15 protein-coding genes are annotated in these 14,763 nt (G+C 70.1%); 10 read left to right on the top strand and 5 right to left on the bottom strand.

What is annotated here, in order from left to right; translation table 11 throughout:
- Positions 1-15: 15 nt before the first annotated feature.
- Genes JMO03_RS03785 through JMO03_RS03770 form a run of 4 tightly spaced genes read right to left on the bottom strand, consistent with a single transcriptional unit; the run spans position 16 to position 3,910 of the window.
- A complete protein-coding gene (locus tag JMO03_RS03785) occupies positions 16-804 on the bottom strand; it encodes a 3-keto-disaccharide hydrolase (RefSeq protein WP_425491768.1) in 789 nt (262 codons plus the stop codon).
- Entirely contained in the window at positions 789-1,364 is a 576-nt protein-coding gene (locus JMO03_RS03780) for a gluconate 2-dehydrogenase subunit 3 family protein (RefSeq protein ID WP_202840367.1), read from the bottom strand. The genes JMO03_RS03785 and JMO03_RS03780 overlap by 16 nt, the downstream gene beginning before the upstream one ends.
- The gene (locus tag JMO03_RS03775) at positions 1,364-3,049 is read right to left on the bottom strand and encodes a GMC family oxidoreductase (protein WP_202840365.1); all 1,686 of its coding nucleotides are present in this window, start codon (positions 3,047-3,049) and stop codon (positions 1,364-1,366) included. Before JMO03_RS03775 ends, JMO03_RS03780 begins: the two co-directional genes overlap by 1 nt.
- A 30-nt stretch (positions 3,050-3,079) precedes the next feature.
- Complete coding sequence (locus JMO03_RS03770; protein WP_202840622.1) at positions 3,080-3,910, bottom strand: hydroxypyruvate isomerase family protein; 831 nt, start codon at positions 3,908-3,910, stop codon at positions 3,080-3,082.
- 540 nt (positions 3,911-4,450) lie between these two features.
- Between JMO03_RS03770 and JMO03_RS03765 the strand changes: the two genes are divergently transcribed.
- The 8 genes from JMO03_RS03765 (at position 4,451) to JMO03_RS03730 (ending at position 11,206) form a co-directional block, all read left to right on the top strand.
- Complete coding sequence (locus JMO03_RS03765; protein WP_202840620.1) at positions 4,451-5,035, top strand: RNA polymerase sigma factor; 585 nt, start codon at positions 4,451-4,453, stop codon at positions 5,033-5,035.
- Positions 5,032-5,562 carry a hypothetical protein gene (locus tag JMO03_RS03760; protein ID WP_202840363.1) on the top strand — a complete coding sequence of 177 codons (531 nt, stop codon included), beginning with the start codon at positions 5,032-5,034 and terminating at the stop codon, positions 5,560-5,562. The genes JMO03_RS03765 and JMO03_RS03760 overlap by 4 nt, the downstream gene beginning before the upstream one ends.
- A gap of 40 nt (positions 5,563-5,602) precedes the next feature.
- Positions 5,603-6,490, top strand: a complete 888-nt coding sequence (locus JMO03_RS03755; RefSeq protein WP_202840361.1) for a DUF4097 family beta strand repeat-containing protein — start codon at positions 5,603-5,605, stop codon at positions 6,488-6,490.
- 108 nt (positions 6,491-6,598) lie between these two features.
- Positions 6,599-7,183 (top strand): GNAT family N-acetyltransferase, encoded by a 585-nt coding sequence (locus JMO03_RS03750; protein WP_202840359.1) that lies wholly within the window; start codon positions 6,599-6,601, stop codon positions 7,181-7,183.
- A gap of 150 nt (positions 7,184-7,333) precedes the next feature.
- A complete protein-coding gene (locus tag JMO03_RS03745) occupies positions 7,334-7,591 on the top strand; it encodes a helix-turn-helix domain-containing protein (RefSeq protein WP_202840357.1) in 258 nt (85 codons plus the stop codon).
- A 4-nt stretch (positions 7,592-7,595) separates the two neighbouring features.
- Positions 7,596-9,332 carry a SulP family inorganic anion transporter gene (locus JMO03_RS03740; protein WP_202840355.1) on the top strand — a complete coding sequence of 579 codons (1,737 nt, stop codon included), beginning with the start codon at positions 7,596-7,598 and terminating at the stop codon, positions 9,330-9,332.
- Between the two features lie 198 nt (positions 9,333-9,530).
- Complete coding sequence (thiD, locus tag JMO03_RS03735) at positions 9,531-10,349, top strand: bifunctional hydroxymethylpyrimidine kinase/phosphomethylpyrimidine kinase (protein WP_202840353.1); 819 nt, start codon at positions 9,531-9,533, stop codon at positions 10,347-10,349.
- Entirely contained in the window at positions 10,346-11,206 is an 861-nt protein-coding gene (locus tag JMO03_RS03730) for an alpha/beta hydrolase family protein (protein WP_202840350.1), read from the top strand. The genes thiD and JMO03_RS03730 overlap by 4 nt, the downstream gene beginning before the upstream one ends.
- On the opposite strand, the gene galE is transcribed toward JMO03_RS03730, so the two are convergent.
- Positions 11,188-12,207 (bottom strand): UDP-glucose 4-epimerase GalE, encoded by a 1,020-nt coding sequence (galE, locus tag JMO03_RS03725; RefSeq protein ID WP_202840348.1) that lies wholly within the window; start codon positions 12,205-12,207, stop codon positions 11,188-11,190. The two genes, JMO03_RS03730 and galE, sit on opposite strands and share 19 nt — an antisense overlap.
- Before the next feature lie 185 nt (positions 12,208-12,392).
- Here galE and JMO03_RS03720 point away from each other — a divergent pair, with 185 nt between their 5' ends.
- Complete coding sequence (locus JMO03_RS03720) at positions 12,393-13,682, top strand: nucleotide sugar dehydrogenase (protein WP_273544217.1); 1,290 nt, start codon at positions 12,393-12,395, stop codon at positions 13,680-13,682.
- A 19-nt stretch (positions 13,683-13,701) separates the two neighbouring features.
- Positions 13,702-14,709 (top strand): NAD-dependent epimerase, encoded by a 1,008-nt coding sequence (locus JMO03_RS03715; protein WP_202840345.1) that lies wholly within the window; start codon positions 13,702-13,704, stop codon positions 14,707-14,709.
- Positions 14,710-14,763: the final 54 nt, after the last annotated feature.

Here is a 14,763-nt window from a genome sequence, read left to right as displayed (position 1 = left end):
GGCGCCCGCGCGTAGTTAGAGTTCCCGCACCCAGATGTTGCGGAAGCTGACCTCGGAGTCGTGGTCCTGAAGATAGATCGGAGCACAGCCGTGCGGGGCGTAGGTCGGTGGGCCGCGGTATTCGGTGGTGCCGGCGATCACCGTGTCGTCCTGCACCAGCACGCCGTTGTGCAGCACGGTGATGCGCGCGGGCGACAGCAGGCCACCGCCTTCGGAAAAGCGCGGCGCCTTCCAGATCACGTCGTAGGACTGCCACTCGCCCGGCGGGCGCGAGGCGTTCACCAGCGGGATGGCCTGCTTGTAGATCGAGGCCGCCTGGCCGTTGGGATAGGTGGGGTTGTCGTGGCTGTCGAGCACCTGCAGTTCGTAGCGCTCCTGCAGGAAGATGCCGCTGTTGCCGCGGTTCTGGCCGTCGAACCCGCTGGTCTTCGCGGGGCTGCGCCACTCGATGTGCAGCTGGATGTCGCAGAAGCGCTGGCGGGTGCGGATGCCCTTGCTGCCGGGTACCACGGTGAGCACGCCATCGGCCACCTTCCACGGCGCATCGCCGCCCTGCTCCGACTCCCACGCACCCAGGCCGCTGCCGTCGAACAGCACCACCGCATCCGATGGCGCCGCGCCCACGGGCGTGGCCACGACCGCCGGCACCGGGGTCCAGGCTTCGGTCTTCTCCGGATCGGCCGAGGGATCGTGGGCCGGCGCGTTGGCGCAGCCAAGCACGCCGCCGGCCAGCAGGAGCGCGCGTGCGGCCATGCGGTCGCGCCGCGAGCGGTGGCAGCGGCCGGGCATCATCGTGTCGCCCATGCCGGCGTGCCCGGCTCGTAGGGCAGGTCGCCGTCGTAGCCCCCAGGCACCGGGTCGTAGCGCAGCACTTCGGTGGCGCCCACCTTGGAGGTGAAGAAGCTGAAGAGTACCAGCTGCTTGATCATCGTGAAGGGGTGCACCCCGCTCCCGCTGCCCGATCCGTCGGCGGCCACCCATGCCCGACGCGCCTGTTCCACCGCCTCACGGTCCAGGGCGGTGAGCATCTGCAGGCGGGCCGCGGGCGGCAAGGCCATGAAGCTTCCGTCGGCACGACGGTCCAGGTCGGCCAGCCCAGCGCGGAAGGCGGCCTGGTCCTCGGGGGTGTAGCAGTCGGTGACGAAGCGCGCCATGAACGCGCCCACCTCCGCATCCTTCGCCCCGGGCGTGTCGGTGCGCGGGATGATGGCCTCGGCGATCTCGTCCAGCAACGCGATGTCTTCGGCGGTGAAGTCCGCGCCCGCCTGCGGAACCGGCGCCTGCCCGAGGACGAAGGCCGGCACGCCGACCATCGCCACGCCGGTGGCGGACGCGATCATCTTCAGCAGTTCGCGACGATCCATCACAGGTTCCCCGCCTTGAGTTCGCGCACCGCATGGTCGGCGGCGCGCGCGGTCAGTGCCATGTAGGTCAGCGACGGATTGACGCAGCTGGCCGAGGTCATGCAGGCGCCGTCGGTCACGTACACGTTGGGCGCGTCCCAGACCTGGTTGTGTCCGTTGAGTACCGAGCTCTTCGGGTCGCGGCCCATGCGCGCGGTGCCCATCTCGTGGATCGCCCGGCCGGGCGCGGGTTCGGCTTCGTAGGTCCGCACGTCGCGAACGCCCGCCGCTTCCAGCATCTCGGCGGCATCGGCGGCCATGTCCTTGCGCATGGCCCGCTCGTTGTCGCGGATCGACACGTCCATCGCCAGCACCGGCAGGCCCCACTTGTCCTTGGTGCCGTGGTCGAGGCGGATGGTGTTGTCGTGGTAAGGCAGCATCTCGCCGAATGCGGTCATGCCGATGCTCCAGTCGCCCGGCACGCTCGCGGCCTGTTTCAGGCCCGCGCCGATGCCCATTTCGGCGACGCTGCGCGACCAGTCCTGGCGGCTCGCGCCCCCCTGGTAGCCGAACCCGCGCAGGTAGTCGCGGCGGTCGTCGCCGACGTTGCGGAAGCGGGGGATGTAGAAGCCGCAGGGGCGGCGTCCGGAGTAGTACCTGTCTTCGAAACCGTCGACGACGCCCTGGGCGCCGGCCTCGAAATGGTGGTCCATGACGTTGTGGCCCAGCTCGCCGGATGAGGAACCCAGCCCGCCTTCCCACACGTCGGTGGCCGAGTTCATCAGCACCCAGGTCGAATTGAACGCCGAGGCGTTGAGGAAGATCACCTTGGCCGTGTACTCGTAGGTCTGGCCGGTCTCGGCGTCCACGATCTCGACGCCCCGCGCGCGCTTGCGATCCTTGTCGTACAGCACCTGCCGGACGATCGAGAACGGGCGCAGGGTGAGGTTGCCGGTCTGCATCGCCGCCGGCAGGGTGGCCGACTGGGTCGAGAAGTAGGCGCCGTAGGGGCAGCCCAGGATGCATTTGTTGCGGTACTGGCAGTTGGCCCGCCCCTGTTCGGGTCGCGGTTCGGTGATGTTGGCGGTGCGCGAGTGGATCATGTGGCGGCTGCCGCCGAAGGCCTTGCGGATGCGCGCGGCCACGTCCTTCTCGACCACGTTCAGCGGGATCGGGGGCAGGAACTTGCCATCGGGCAGCACGTCCAGGCCCTCGACCGTGCCGGCGATGCCGGCGAACGTCTCGACGTGGTCGTACCAGGGCGCGAGGTCCTCGTAGCGGATCGGCCAGTCGATGGCGATGCCCTCGCGCGCGTTGGCCTCGAAATCCATCTGCGAGAAGCGGTAGCTCTGCCGGCCCCACATCAGCGAGCGGCCGCCGACGTGGTAGCCGCGGAACCAGTCGAAGCGCTTGGTTTCGGTGTACGGGCATTCCGACTCGTCGGCCCACATCCCGTAGGTACTCTCGGACAGCGGGTAGTCGCGGCGCAGGACCGGGTGCGCCTGCTTCATCGCCTGGGTGGGCACGTTGCGATGCGGGTAGTCCCAGGCCTCGTTGTGCGCGTTGACGTAGTCCTTGATGTGCTCGATGTTGCGGCCGCGCTCGAGCATCAGCACCTTGAGTCCCTTCTCGGCCAGTTCCTTGGCGGCCCAGCCGCCGCTGATGCCCGAGCCGACGACGATCGCGTCGTAATCATTGTTCGCCATTGAGACTGCGTTCCTGGTTGAGGCGGGGGGTTACACGTCGCACAGGCGGATGGCCTCGCGCAGCGAGGCGACCGGGTCCGGCGCCGACGGCATGAATTCCTGGGCGATGTACCCGTCGAATCCGGTGTCGCGGATCGCGCGGCAGATGGCCGGGTAGTTCAGCTCCTGGTCCTCGCCGATCTCGTGCCGACCGGGCACCCCTGCGGTGTGGTAATGCAGGAAGTGCCGGTGGTGGCGACGGATGGTGGCGATGATGTCGCCCTCCATGATCTGCATGTGGTAGATGTCGTAGAGCAGGCCGAAGTGGTCCGAGCCCAGCGTCTCGCACAGTTCGACGCCCCAGGCGGAGCGGTCGCACAGGTAGTCGGGGTGGTCGACGCGCGAGTTCAGCAGTTCCATCACCAGTACGACGCCACGCTTCTCCGCATGCCCGAGGATGCGCTTGAGGCCGGCCGCCGAATTGGCCAGGCCTTCGGCCGGGTCCATCCCGTTGCGGTTGCCGGAAAAGCAGATCAGGTTGCGGTACCCGGCATCGGCCACCAGATCGATATGGCGGGTGTAGCGCGCCACCAGCTCGTCGTGGAAGCGGGTGTCGGCAAATCCACGTTCCAGCCCGAGTTCGGCGCCGTTGCACATCGAGCTGTGCACGTCATGCGCCTTCAGGATGGGCCAGTCGTCCGGGCCGACGAGGTCGATGGCGGAAAAGCCGATCTGCTTCACGGTCCGGCACAGCTCGGCGATCGGCGTTTGCCCGAACGTCCAGCGCGCGACGGAATGCTTCAGATTGCCCTTCAGCGGCCGGACGGCGGTAGCGGCCGCCGGGACGAGGCCCGACGCCGCCAGCCCCAGCCCGCCCACCATCGTGGCGCGCAGCGCGTCGCGCCGGGTGAATGTGTGCTTCAAGTCAGGCCTCCCACGGTTCGCCCATGCGGCGGTTCGCGAAAGTGTCCGGCCTCGACAAATGCGCGGCTACTTGGGGACGCTGTCGGCGAAGGATGGAACATACGTCGCGCGGCAGCCGGAGCAACCCGCGGACGGACAGGTTCATGAATCGCGGTGACCTGGGGACGCGCTGTGCGCGCGCCGGCCGCATGCGGCCTGCTCGACGAGATTCCCATTCTCCACCGGCCTCCCAACCGGTACAGACACGTGGATCCGGACGGATGCAATCGATTGCACGATAACAACAGCGCGCCCGATTGCAAGGTCCCCGGATGGATCCGCAGCCCCGCCAGCCGGCGTATCCGGCATTGAAGCAAGCGGCGTGGATGACCCGCGCCATCGACTCCCGAAAGGTCCGGGTCCGGCAGGCCGATCGGGGAGCGGCACGGCGCTTGCCGCCGTCCGGTGCGGACCAGACCGGCTTTAAACCCTGGCCCGCGCGCGCGCATCGGAGTGGATATGCTGATGGCGACGATGAGTGCATCCCCGGAAGTGGCGGGCTCCGCGACCGACCTGGACCACGCGCTGGCGCGGGCATCCGCCAGCGGCGACGTGGCCGCGTTCGAGACGCTGTACCGGCGGCATGCCGGCCGCGTCCACGGCGTGATCCTGCGGCTGGTGGGCCACCAGCACAGTCGCGCCGAGGACCTGACCCAGGAGGCCTTCGTCCGTGCCTGGCAGGCGTTGCCGACGTTCCGCTTCGAAAGCGCCTTCGGCACCTGGCTGCACCGGCTGGCGGCCAATACCGCACTGATGGAACTGCGCAGCCGCCGTGCCGCGCCCGCCATGGACCACGACGAGGACGCGATCGACGGCATCGGCACGGCCGATTCCGCCGGGCATGGCACCGCGCTGTCGATGGACCTGGAGCAGGCGGTGGCCAGCCTGCCGCCGCGCGCCCGCGCGGTGCTGGTGCTGTACGACGTCGAGGGCTGGAAACACGAGGAAATCGCCGACACGCTGGAGATGGCGGTCGGCAGTTCCAAGGCACAACTGCACCGTGCGCGCAGGCTGCTGCGCGCGAAGCTGGGAGACCCCGCATGAACCACGACCCCTCCGGTTCCGACCTGCCCGCCGCGCTGCGCCTGCAACTGCGCGGCCTGCGGACGGACATGCCGCCAGCGCGCGAGCTCTGGCCCGGGATTGCCGAACGCCTGGCCGAAGCACCCCAGCATCGCCTCGGATCGCCGACAGCGCGCATGCGGCCCCGGGCACTGTCCGCCCTGGCCACGGCAGCGGTGCTGGCGATGGCGATCGGCCTGGGCTGGCAGTTGCGGCCCGATACGCCCGAAGTCGTCCCGGCAGCGGTGGACGTGCCAGCGGCCACCACGCCCGCGCCGCTGGTGCTCGAAGCCGACGCCATGGCCCGCGAATACCAGGGCGCGCTGCTGGAATTGTCCGCCGCGCGACCACCCAGGGCCGAACCCGCCGCCCTGCTCCACCTCGACGCCAGCGCCGAGGCGGTGCGCGACGCGCTGGCGCAGGATCCCGATGCCGTCTTCCTGCTGCAGCGGCTGCAACGCATCTATGCCCAGCGCCTGTCGCTGACCCAACGCCTTGGCCGGGCCTGAGCACCGGTCCCGTCGCCCCACGTTCCCGAGGAGCCATCCGATGAAATTCCCGATCCTGACCGCCGCCCTGCTGGGCGCCATGGCCATCGCCCCGGCATTCGCCGCCACCCCGATCGACGAGACCCGGCCGCTCGACCCGCGCGGCAGCCTGGAAGTGTCGAACGTGAAGGGCCGGATCGAAGTGCGCGCCTGGGACCGGCCCGAGGTCCACATCGCCGGCAGCCTCGGCGATGGTGTCGAACGCCTGCAGATCGAGGGCGACCGCAGGAGCCTCGAGGTCAAGGTGCGCTACCCGCGCAACGGACGCAACGCCGAGCCGACCACGTTGCTGCTCAGCGTGCCGCGCCAGGTCGACCTGGAGATCCACGGCGTCGCGGTGGACATCGACGTGTCCGGCGTCGCCGGCGGCGAGCTCGGGATCAACAGCGTCAGCGGCGACGTGGTCGCGGTCGGCGCTCCACGCGAGGTCAACATCGACAGCGTCAGCGGCAACCAGCGGCTCAACCTCAACAGCCGCAAGCTGGACCTGGAGAGCGTGAGCGGCAACATCGCGCTGCGCGGCCGCATCGACGGCGAGATCTCGGCCGAAACGGTGTCGGGCGACATCCAGATCGACACCCGCGGCGAAGCCACCCGCCGGCTCAGCACCAGCAGCGTCTCGGGCGATGCCAGCTATACCGGCGGCCTGGCCGAAGGCGGCCGGATCAGCGCCGAATCGGTCAGCGGCGACATCCGCATCGCGCTGCCGAAGTCGCTCTCCGCGCGCGTGCGCGCCGAGAGCTTCAGCGGCGACCTGCGCGGGCCTGGTGTGCAGGTCGACAAACCCAAGTACGGTCCCGGCTCGAGCTTCGAGCACACCTTCGGCAGCGGCTCGGGCGAGATCCGGATGGAGACGTTCTCGGGCAGCGCCGAGCTGGTGCTGGAATAGCCGCCGCAGTCTCGACGCCGTGGTGGACTGCGCAGTGGCGCCGTGGCCTGCGGCCACCGGCGGCGTTTTCGCAGGCATGATGACGGTCCCCGTGCGTTCCGCGCCGCCATGCCCGCACTCGTCGTCGAACCCGCCACCGTCTCGCGCTGGGCCGACCTGCAGGCGGTCCTCGGCGGCCGCGGCGCAGCCGCGAAGTGCCAGTGCCAGCGCGCCATCCTGCCGCTGCGCGAATACTGGTACATGCCCCCGGAAATGCGCGAGGCGTTCCTGCGCAAGGAGGTCGGCCGGCGGCAGGCCGCGGCGCCGGGGCTGATCGGCTACCTCGACGACCGGCCGATGGGATGGTGCCGGCTAGCGCCCCGCAGCGCCTTCGCCCCATTGCGCAATTCGCCGGTGCCGTGGTCGGGCCGCGACGAGGACAGGGACGACCCGGGCATCTGGGCGGTGGTGTGCTTCGCGGTGCGTGCGGGCCATCGCCGACAGGGCGTGAGCGGGGCACTGACGGCTGCGGCGGTCGACTACGCGCGGGAGCGCGGCGCACGCGCGTTCGAGGGCTATCCGATGGCCACCGGTGGCGGCGACATCGCCTGGGGGGAACTGCACGTCGGTGCACACGGCGCGTTCCAGCGCGCGGGATTCCGCGAAGTCTCGCACCCGACGCCACGCCGCTACGTGATGCGGATCGACTTCTGACGCCCCGCGGACGCCTTGGGCGCCCTGGGACGCCTGGGACGGCTTGGGTCGCGGCAACAATGATGATGTTTTAAACATCATCATTGGGAGTTTATGCTTGCATATGGAGGCCGTAACCGTGCATCATGAAACCCTTCGTCGGATCCCACCATGATCACAGCCCCACAGATGCGCGCGGCCCGCGCCCTGCTCGGCATCGACCAGCGCAAGCTGGCCGGACTGGCCGGCGTGTCCCTGCCCACGATCCAGCGCATGGAGGCCAGCGACGGCACCGTGCGCGGCGTGGTCGGCACGCTGATGAAGGTGGTCGAGGCGCTGGACGCGGCGGGGATCGAGCTGATCGGCAACGATCAGCCCAGCCGTGGCCGCGGCCGCGGCGTGCGCCTGAAGGAACCCCCGGAAGACTGAGCCGATGGCGCGCTTCGACCACCGCGAGTTCCTGCGCCTGTTCGAACCGAAGCTGGTCAGCGTGCTTCGCGAGGGCTATGGCCTGCAGGCGCTCAGGGCCGACGCGATCGCCGGGCTCACCGTGGCGATCGTGGCGCTGCCGCTGGCGATGGCGCTGGCGATCGCATCCGGCAGCACGCCCGAGACAGGACTGCACACGGCGATCGTCGCCGGCTTCCTGATCTCCGCGCTCGGCGGTTCGCGGGTCCAGATCGGCGGGCCGACCGCCGCGTTCATTCCTGTGGTGTTCGTCGTGCTCCAGCAGCACGGTGCCGGCGGGCTCATCCTGTGCACGCTGCTGGCCGGGCTGATCCTGATCGCGGCCGGGCTGCTGCGCCTCGGCACGCTGATGCGGTACATGCCGCAACCGGTGATCACCGGTTTCACCGCGGGGATCGCGGTGAGCATCTTCTCCAGCCAGGTCAAGGACGCGCTCGGTCTGGAGATGGACCAGGTGCCCGCGGAGTTCCTCGAACGCTGGAGCGCCTACGGCGAGCGCCTGGGCACGCTGCAGCCGGCAGCGCTGGCGATGACCGTGCTCGGACTGGCGGTGATCGTCGGCCTGCGGCGCTGGCGGCCGAAATGGCCGGGTTTCCTGATCGCACTGGCGGCCAGCACCCTGGCCACCACGCTGCTGGCGCTGCCGGCCGACACCATCGGCACGCGCTTCGGCGAGTTGCCGGCCACGCTGCCACGCTTCGAGTTTCCCCGCATTCCGTTCGATCGCACCCTCGAGTTGCTGCCCAGCGCGCTCACCATCGCCTTCCTCGCCGGCGTCGAATCGCTGCTCTCGGCGGTGGTCGCCGACGGCATGACCGGCGGCCGCCACCGCTCCAACGGCGAGCTGGTCGCGCAGGGCGTGGCAAACGTGGGCTCGGCGCTGTTCGGCGGGCTGCCGGCGACCGGCGCGCTCGCGCGCACCGCCACCAACGTCCGCGCCGGCGGGCGCACGCCGGTCGCCGGCATGCTGCACGCCGTCTTCCTGCTGCTGTTCATGCTGCTGCTGGCGCCGCTGATGCGCTACGTGCCCCTGGCCGCGCTCGCGGCGGTGCTGCTGGTGGTGGCCTGGAACATGAGCGAGGTGGAGAACTTCCGCACCACCCTGTCCGCGCCATGGGGCGACCGCCTCGTGCTGCTGCTGACCTTTTTCCTGACCGTGCTGCTCGACCTGACCATCGCCATCCAGGCCGGCGTCGTCCTCGCCGCGTTCGTCTTCATGTTCCGCATGGCCGAGTCGGTGGAGGCCAGTTCGGGCGTGCGCACCTCCCTGGACGAAAGCGGCGACGAAAAACCGCACGCCGGCGAGACCGACCTCGGGCAACGCGCGCAGTTGCCCGATGGCGTGGAGGCCTATCAGATCGGCGGACCGCTGTTCTTCGGCGCGGCCAACCGGCTCGACACCCTGCTCGACCAGTTCTTCGAACCGCCGAAGGTGCTGATCCTGCGCATGCGGCTGGTGCCGGTGATCGACGCCAGCGGGGTGCACGCGCTCAGGGCGCTGACGGGGCGCTGCCACCGCAAGGGCATCGCGCTGATCGTTTCCGGCCTGCAGGACCAGCCGAACCGCGTGATCGCGAAGATGCGCCTGGAGCAGGGGCCGGGCGAACTGCATTTCGCTTCGGACTTCGCCCGCGCGGTGAAACTCGCGGCGTCGATCGTGGAGCGGGAGGCGGGGCCGCCCGCGCCCGGACGCAGCGAGTGATCGGCAGCAGGCGCGCCGAGGAATCGTCACACGCGGCGCGACCCGTCACCGGCCGAGCGTGCTTTCCTGCAACATCCTGCATGATCGCGGCGCGTGAACCAACCCCGAAGTGAAACCGGAGCGCGCTCGCCGTCCGGTTCCGCCGCAGCGACGCCCGTGATCCACCCGCTGGCGCGACAGCCACGGCACAATGCCCGAATGGCATCCGATTCCACCGCGACCCGCGTGTCCGCCCTGACCATCGCCGGCTCCGATTCCGGCGGCGGCGCCGGCATCCAGGCCGACCTCAGGACCTTCGCCGCCCACCGCGTGCACGGCCTGTCGGCGCTCGCCGCGCTGACCGCGCAGCACACGCGGGGCGTGACCGCGGTGCACGTGCCGCCGGTCGAGTTCATGCGCGCGCAGGTCGACGCCTGTTTCGAGGATTTCGACATCGGCGCGGTCAAGCTCGGCATGCTCGCCAACGCCGCGGTGATCCACGCCGTGGCCGACGCGCTGGAGGCGCATCCGCCGACACTGCTCGTGCTCGATCCGGTCATGGTCGCGACCTCCGGCGCCCGGCTGCTCGAAACGGACGCGCTGGACGCGCTGCGCACGCGGCTGGTCCCACGCGCGGACCTGCTGACGCCGAACACGCCCGAAGCCGAACTGCTGACCGGCCTGCGGATCGCCGATGCGGCCGCCGCCGAACGCGCGCTCGATGCGCTACTGGCGATGGGTGCCAGGGCGGTGCTGCTCAAGGGCGGACACCTCGACGAAGGGGCGCAAGTGGTCGACCGCTACCGCGACGCCGCCGGCGCTGCCACCTTCATCCACGAACGCCTGCCGTTCGAGGGCCACGGCACCGGCTGCACGCTCGCCTCGGCGGTGGCCGCGCAGCTGTGCCTGGGCCTGCCGATGGCGCAGGCCGCGGCGGCGGCCGTGGCGTACGTCGGGCGTGCGCTGCGCCAGGGGTATCGCCCGGGTCGCGGCAAGGCGCACGTGCTCGACCATTTCGGCGCGGCGCCGGCGGCATGAGGCCGGCCATCGCGGAAACCGAACACGAAGCGACCGCCGCCGATGGCCACGCCTGGCGCCTGCTCGCGCGCCTGCCGGCGGCGCCGACGCGGACCTTGCTGTGGCTGCCCGCGCTGGGCGTGGCCGCGCGCCACTACGTTGCCTTCGCCGACGCACTGGCGCGACGCGGCGTGGCGGTTTTCCTGCACGAATGGCGCGGCAACGGCTCCAGCGACCTGCGCGCAGGCCGCGGCCGGGACTGGGGCTACCGCGAATTGCTGGAGCAGGACATTCCGGCCAGCCAGGCGGCTGTCGATCGCGTGTTGCCCCGCGGCTTGCCGCGCGTCCTGGGCGGCCACAGCCTCGGCGGACAGCTCGCCTGCTGCCGGCTCGCGCTGGCGCCCACGTGTGCCGACGCGCTGTGGCTGGTGGCCAGCGGCGCGCCCTACTGGCGCGCATACCCCATGCCGATCAAGGCGGGACTGCCGCTCGCCTACCGGTTCCTGCCGTGGCTGGCCGGCGTGCGCGGCTTCCTGCCGGGACGCCGGATCGGCTTCGGCGGCAACGAGGCCGCCCGCCTGATCCACGACTGGGCACGCACCGCGCTGAGCGGCCGCTACACGGTCGATGGCCTGGCGCAGGATCCCGAAGCCGGCATGGCCCGGCTGACCCAGCCGGTGCGCGCGCTGGTGCTGTCGCAGGACTGGATGGCGCCGCCTTCCTCGCTCGACTTCCTGCTCGGCAAGCTCCCCGCCACCGACGTGCAGGCCGTGTGTTTCGACGAACGCGCCGCGCGGACCCGCGCCGACCACTACGCCTGGATGAAGGCGCCCGACGCGGTCGCCGACTGGCTGCTCGCTCAGGACGGGTCGGCGTAGCCGCCGGGATTCATCGACTGCCAGCGCCAGGCATCGCGGCACATCGCATCGACGTCGAGCTGCGCGCGCCAGCCCAGCAGCGCCTGCGCCAATGTCGGGTCGGCGTAGACCTCGGCGACGTCGCCGGCGCGGCGGTCGACGATCTCGTAGGGCACCGGCCGCCCCGAGGCGCGCTCGAAGGCCTGCACCAGTTGCAGCACGCTCACCCCGGTACCGGTGCCGAGGTTGACGGTGAAGCCCGTGCCGGTGCGTTCGAGCGTGTCCAGCGCGTCGGCGTGCGCGCGCGCCAGGTCGACCACGTGGATGTAGTCGCGCACGCCGGTGCCGTCGACCGTCGGCCAGTCGCCACCGAACACGCTCAGCTTCTCGCGCCGGCCCACCGCCACCTGGCAGATGTAGGGCATCAGGTTGTTGGGCACGCCGGACGGATCCTCGCCGATCAGGCCCGAGGCATGCGCGCCGGCGGGGTTGAAGTAGCGCAGGACCCCCGCCTGGAAGCCGGGATCGGCGGTGCACAGATCCCCGATCAGCTGCTCCATCACCAGCTTGGTGCGGCCATAGGGATTGGTCACGCGCAGCGCCGCGTCCTCGTTGACCGGCACCCGGTCGGGATCGCCGTAGACCGTGGCCGACGAACTGAACACCAGGCGCCGCACGCCGGCGCCTTGCATCGCCTGCAGCAGGTTCAGGGTGCCGCTGATGTTGTTGTCGAAGTAGTCGAGCGGCCGCTGGCAGGACTCGCCGACCGACTTGAGCGCGGCGAAGTGCACCACCGCGTCGAAACCGCCGGTCGACAGCAGCCCTTGCGTCGCCGCGCGATCGCGCAGGTCGACGTTGCGGAACGCGACCGGCGCGCCGGTGATGGCCTGCAGGCGTTCCAGCACGCGCGGCGAACTGTTGCTCAGATTGTCGGCGACCACCAGGTCGTGACCACGCGCGACCAGCTCCACGCAGGTATGGCTGCCGATGTACCCGGTGCCGCCGAAAACGAGGATGCGCATGCCGAAGGATCCGAAGGCCGGTGGCGCCGATTATCCAACACGGTGGCGCGAGGCGCGCGTGGCCTGTCCCGGCCGCATCCCGCGTTCTGCCATGTCGCACGCGCACGATCCGTCGCCCGTCAGGACGATCGCCCGCGCGCGGTCCGCTAGAATCCAACCCGACCACCCAACCGACCATGGCCCGGATGACCGCTCCCCTGCCCGACCGCAACGACATCCGCATCGCCATCATCGGGCTCGGCTACGTGGGACTTCCGCTGGCGGCCGCGTTCGGCCGCAGCTACCCGACGCTGGGCTTCGACATCGACACCGCCCGCATCGATGAACTGCGCCAGCACCGCGACCACACCCTGGAGATGACGGAAGAGGAACTGAAGGCCTCGCTCCGGCTGAGCTTCTCGTCCGATCCGGCCGAGCTGGCGGGCTGCAACGTCTTCATCGTCACCGTGCCCACCCCGATCGACGAGTACAAGCGCCCCGACCTGCGCCCGCTGGAATCGGCCAGCCGGACGGTGGGCCGGGCGATCTCGCGCGGCGGCGTGGCGATCTTCGAATCCACGGTCTATCCCGGCGCGACCGAGGAGGTCTGCGTGCCGATCATCGAGCGCGAGTCGGGCCTCGTGTTCAACCAGGACTTCCATGCCGGCTACAGCCCCGAGCGCATCAACCCGGGCGACAAGGAGCACCGGCTGGAGACGATCCTGAAGGTGACCTCCGGCTCCACGCCCAAGGCGGCCGACTTCGTCGACGCGCTGTACGCCAGCATCATCACCGCCGGCACCCACAAGGCCTCGAGCATCCGCGTCGCCGAGGCGGCGAAGGTGATCGAGAATACCCAGCGCGACGTCAACATCGCCCTGATCAACGAACTGGCGCTGATCTTCGGCCGGATGGGCATCGACACCCACGAGGTGCTCGAGGCCGCCGGCACCAAATGGAACTTCCTGCCGTTCCGCCCCGGGCTGGTCGGCGGCCACTGCATCGGCGTGGATCCTTACTACCTGACCCACAAGGCGCAGCAGATCGGCTACCACCCCGAGGTGATCCTCGCCGGACGCCGGATCAACGACAGCATGGGCAGCCACGTCGCCCAGCGCCTGGTCAAGCTGATGCAGCAGCGCGGCCTGCGGACCGCGAACGCGAAGGTGCTGATCCTGGGGCTGGCGTTCAAGGAGAACTGCCCGGACCTGCGCAACACCCGCGTCACCGACATCATCGACGAACTGCGCACCTACAACGTCGACATCGACGTGCACGATCCCTGGGTCTCGGCGCCCCAGGCCCAGCACGAATACGGCATCGCGATGGTCGCCGAGCCGCAGGCCGGGCACTACGACGCGGTGATCCTCGCGGTCGCGCATCGCGAGTTCGCCGCCCTCGGCGCCGACGGCGTACGCGCCTTCGGCAAGCCCGACGCGGTGCTGTTCGACGTCAAGCGCGCACTGCCGCGCGACCGCGTCGACGGTTGCCTCTGAGCCCGGGCCGGACATCGGAATGCGCATCCTCGTCACCGGCGCTGCCGGCTTCATCGGCTCCCACCTCAGCCACCGCCTGGTCGAGCGCGGCGACGAGGTCCTGGGCTACGACGACCTCAATCCCTATTACGACCCGACCCTGAAGCAGGCGCGCCTCGAGCGCCTGCTGCCGTTGCCGGGCTTCTCCTTCGTCAAGGGCGGGCTGGAGGAACGCGGCACGCTGGATCGCGCGTTCGCCAACTTCCGGCCGCAGCGCGTGGTCAACCTCGCCGCTCAGGCCGGGGTGCGCTATTCGCTGGAGAACCCGCAGGCCTACATCGACAGCAACATCGTCGGCTTCACCAACGTCCTCGAGGCCTGCCGCCACGGCGGCGTCGGACACCTGGTATACGCCTCGTCGAGCTCGGTCTACGGCGCCAACCGCAAGCTGCCGTTCGCGGTCGCCGACAGCGTCGACCATCCGGTGAGCCTGTACGCGGCGACCAAGAAAGCCAACGAGCTGATGGCGCATACCTACAGCCACCTGTTCGACCTGCCGACCACCGGCCTGCGCTTCTTCACCGTCTACGGCCCCTGGGGCCGGCCGGACATGGCGCTGTTCCTGTTCACGAAGAACATCCTCGAAGGCAGGCCGATCGACGTCTTCAACCACGGCCGCCACACCCGCGACTTCACTTATGTCGACGACATCGTCGAGGGCGTGATCCGCACCCTCGACCGCGTGCCGGGCCCGGACCCGGACTACGATCCGCTGCTGCCGAACCCCGGATCGTCCAGTGCGCCGTACCGGGTCTACAACATCGGCAACCACAGCCCGGTGCAGCTGCTGCGCTACATCGAGGTGCTCGAGGAGTGCCTGGGCCGCAAGGCCGAGCGCAACCTGCTGCCGATGCAGCCCGGGGACGTGGCCGACACCTGCGCCGACGTCTCCGACCTGCAGCGCGACACCGGCTATTCGCCCTCGACCCCGATCGAGACCGGCGTGACCCGATTCGTCGAGTGGTACCGGGCCTACTACGGGGTCTGAAACGCGCCGTCCGCGCCGTGACCGATGTTGCGGCCTTTCCGCGTTATTCATGGC

The organism is Luteimonas saliphila (assembly GCF_016774335.1).
GTDB classification, from domain to species: domain Bacteria; phylum Pseudomonadota; class Gammaproteobacteria; order Xanthomonadales; family Xanthomonadaceae; genus Luteimonas; species Luteimonas saliphila.
Note: the sequence above shows the minus strand (reverse complement) of the source record. Positions and strands in the feature narration are given on the sequence as shown.

Bases quoted from the DNA above. Each gene is read 5' to 3' on its own strand.
- JMO03_RS03785 (WP_425491768.1), bottom strand. From the start codon at position 804: ATGGGCGACACGATGATGCCCGGCCGCTGCCACCGCTCGCGGCGCGAC.
- JMO03_RS03780 (WP_202840367.1), bottom strand. From the start codon at position 1,364: ATGGATCGTCGCGAACTGCTGAAGATGATCGCGTCCGCCACCGGCGTG.
- JMO03_RS03775 (WP_202840365.1), bottom strand. From the start codon at position 3,049: ATGGCGAACAATGATTACGACGCGATCGTCGTCGGCTCGGGCATCAGC.
- JMO03_RS03770 (WP_202840622.1), bottom strand. From the start codon at position 3,910: ATGGTGGGCGGGCTGGGGCTGGCGGCGTCGGGCCTCGTCCCGGCGGCC.
- JMO03_RS03765 (WP_202840620.1), top strand. From the start codon at position 4,451: ATGCTGATGGCGACGATGAGTGCATCCCCGGAAGTGGCGGGCTCCGCG.
- JMO03_RS03760 (WP_202840363.1), top strand. From the start codon at position 5,032: ATGAACCACGACCCCTCCGGTTCCGACCTGCCCGCCGCGCTGCGCCTG.
- JMO03_RS03755 (WP_202840361.1), top strand. From the start codon at position 5,603: ATGAAATTCCCGATCCTGACCGCCGCCCTGCTGGGCGCCATGGCCATC.
- JMO03_RS03750 (WP_202840359.1), top strand. From the start codon at position 6,599: ATGCCCGCACTCGTCGTCGAACCCGCCACCGTCTCGCGCTGGGCCGAC.
- JMO03_RS03745 (WP_202840357.1), top strand. From the start codon at position 7,334: ATGATCACAGCCCCACAGATGCGCGCGGCCCGCGCCCTGCTCGGCATC.
- JMO03_RS03740 (WP_202840355.1), top strand. From the start codon at position 7,596: ATGGCGCGCTTCGACCACCGCGAGTTCCTGCGCCTGTTCGAACCGAAG.
- thiD (WP_202840353.1), top strand. From the start codon at position 9,531: ATGGCATCCGATTCCACCGCGACCCGCGTGTCCGCCCTGACCATCGCC.
- JMO03_RS03730 (WP_202840350.1), top strand. From the start codon at position 10,346: ATGAGGCCGGCCATCGCGGAAACCGAACACGAAGCGACCGCCGCCGAT.
- galE (WP_202840348.1), bottom strand. From the start codon at position 12,207: ATGCGCATCCTCGTTTTCGGCGGCACCGGGTACATCGGCAGCCATACC.
- JMO03_RS03720 (WP_273544217.1), top strand. From the start codon at position 12,393: ATGACCGCTCCCCTGCCCGACCGCAACGACATCCGCATCGCCATCATC.
- JMO03_RS03715 (WP_202840345.1), top strand. From the start codon at position 13,702: ATGCGCATCCTCGTCACCGGCGCTGCCGGCTTCATCGGCTCCCACCTC.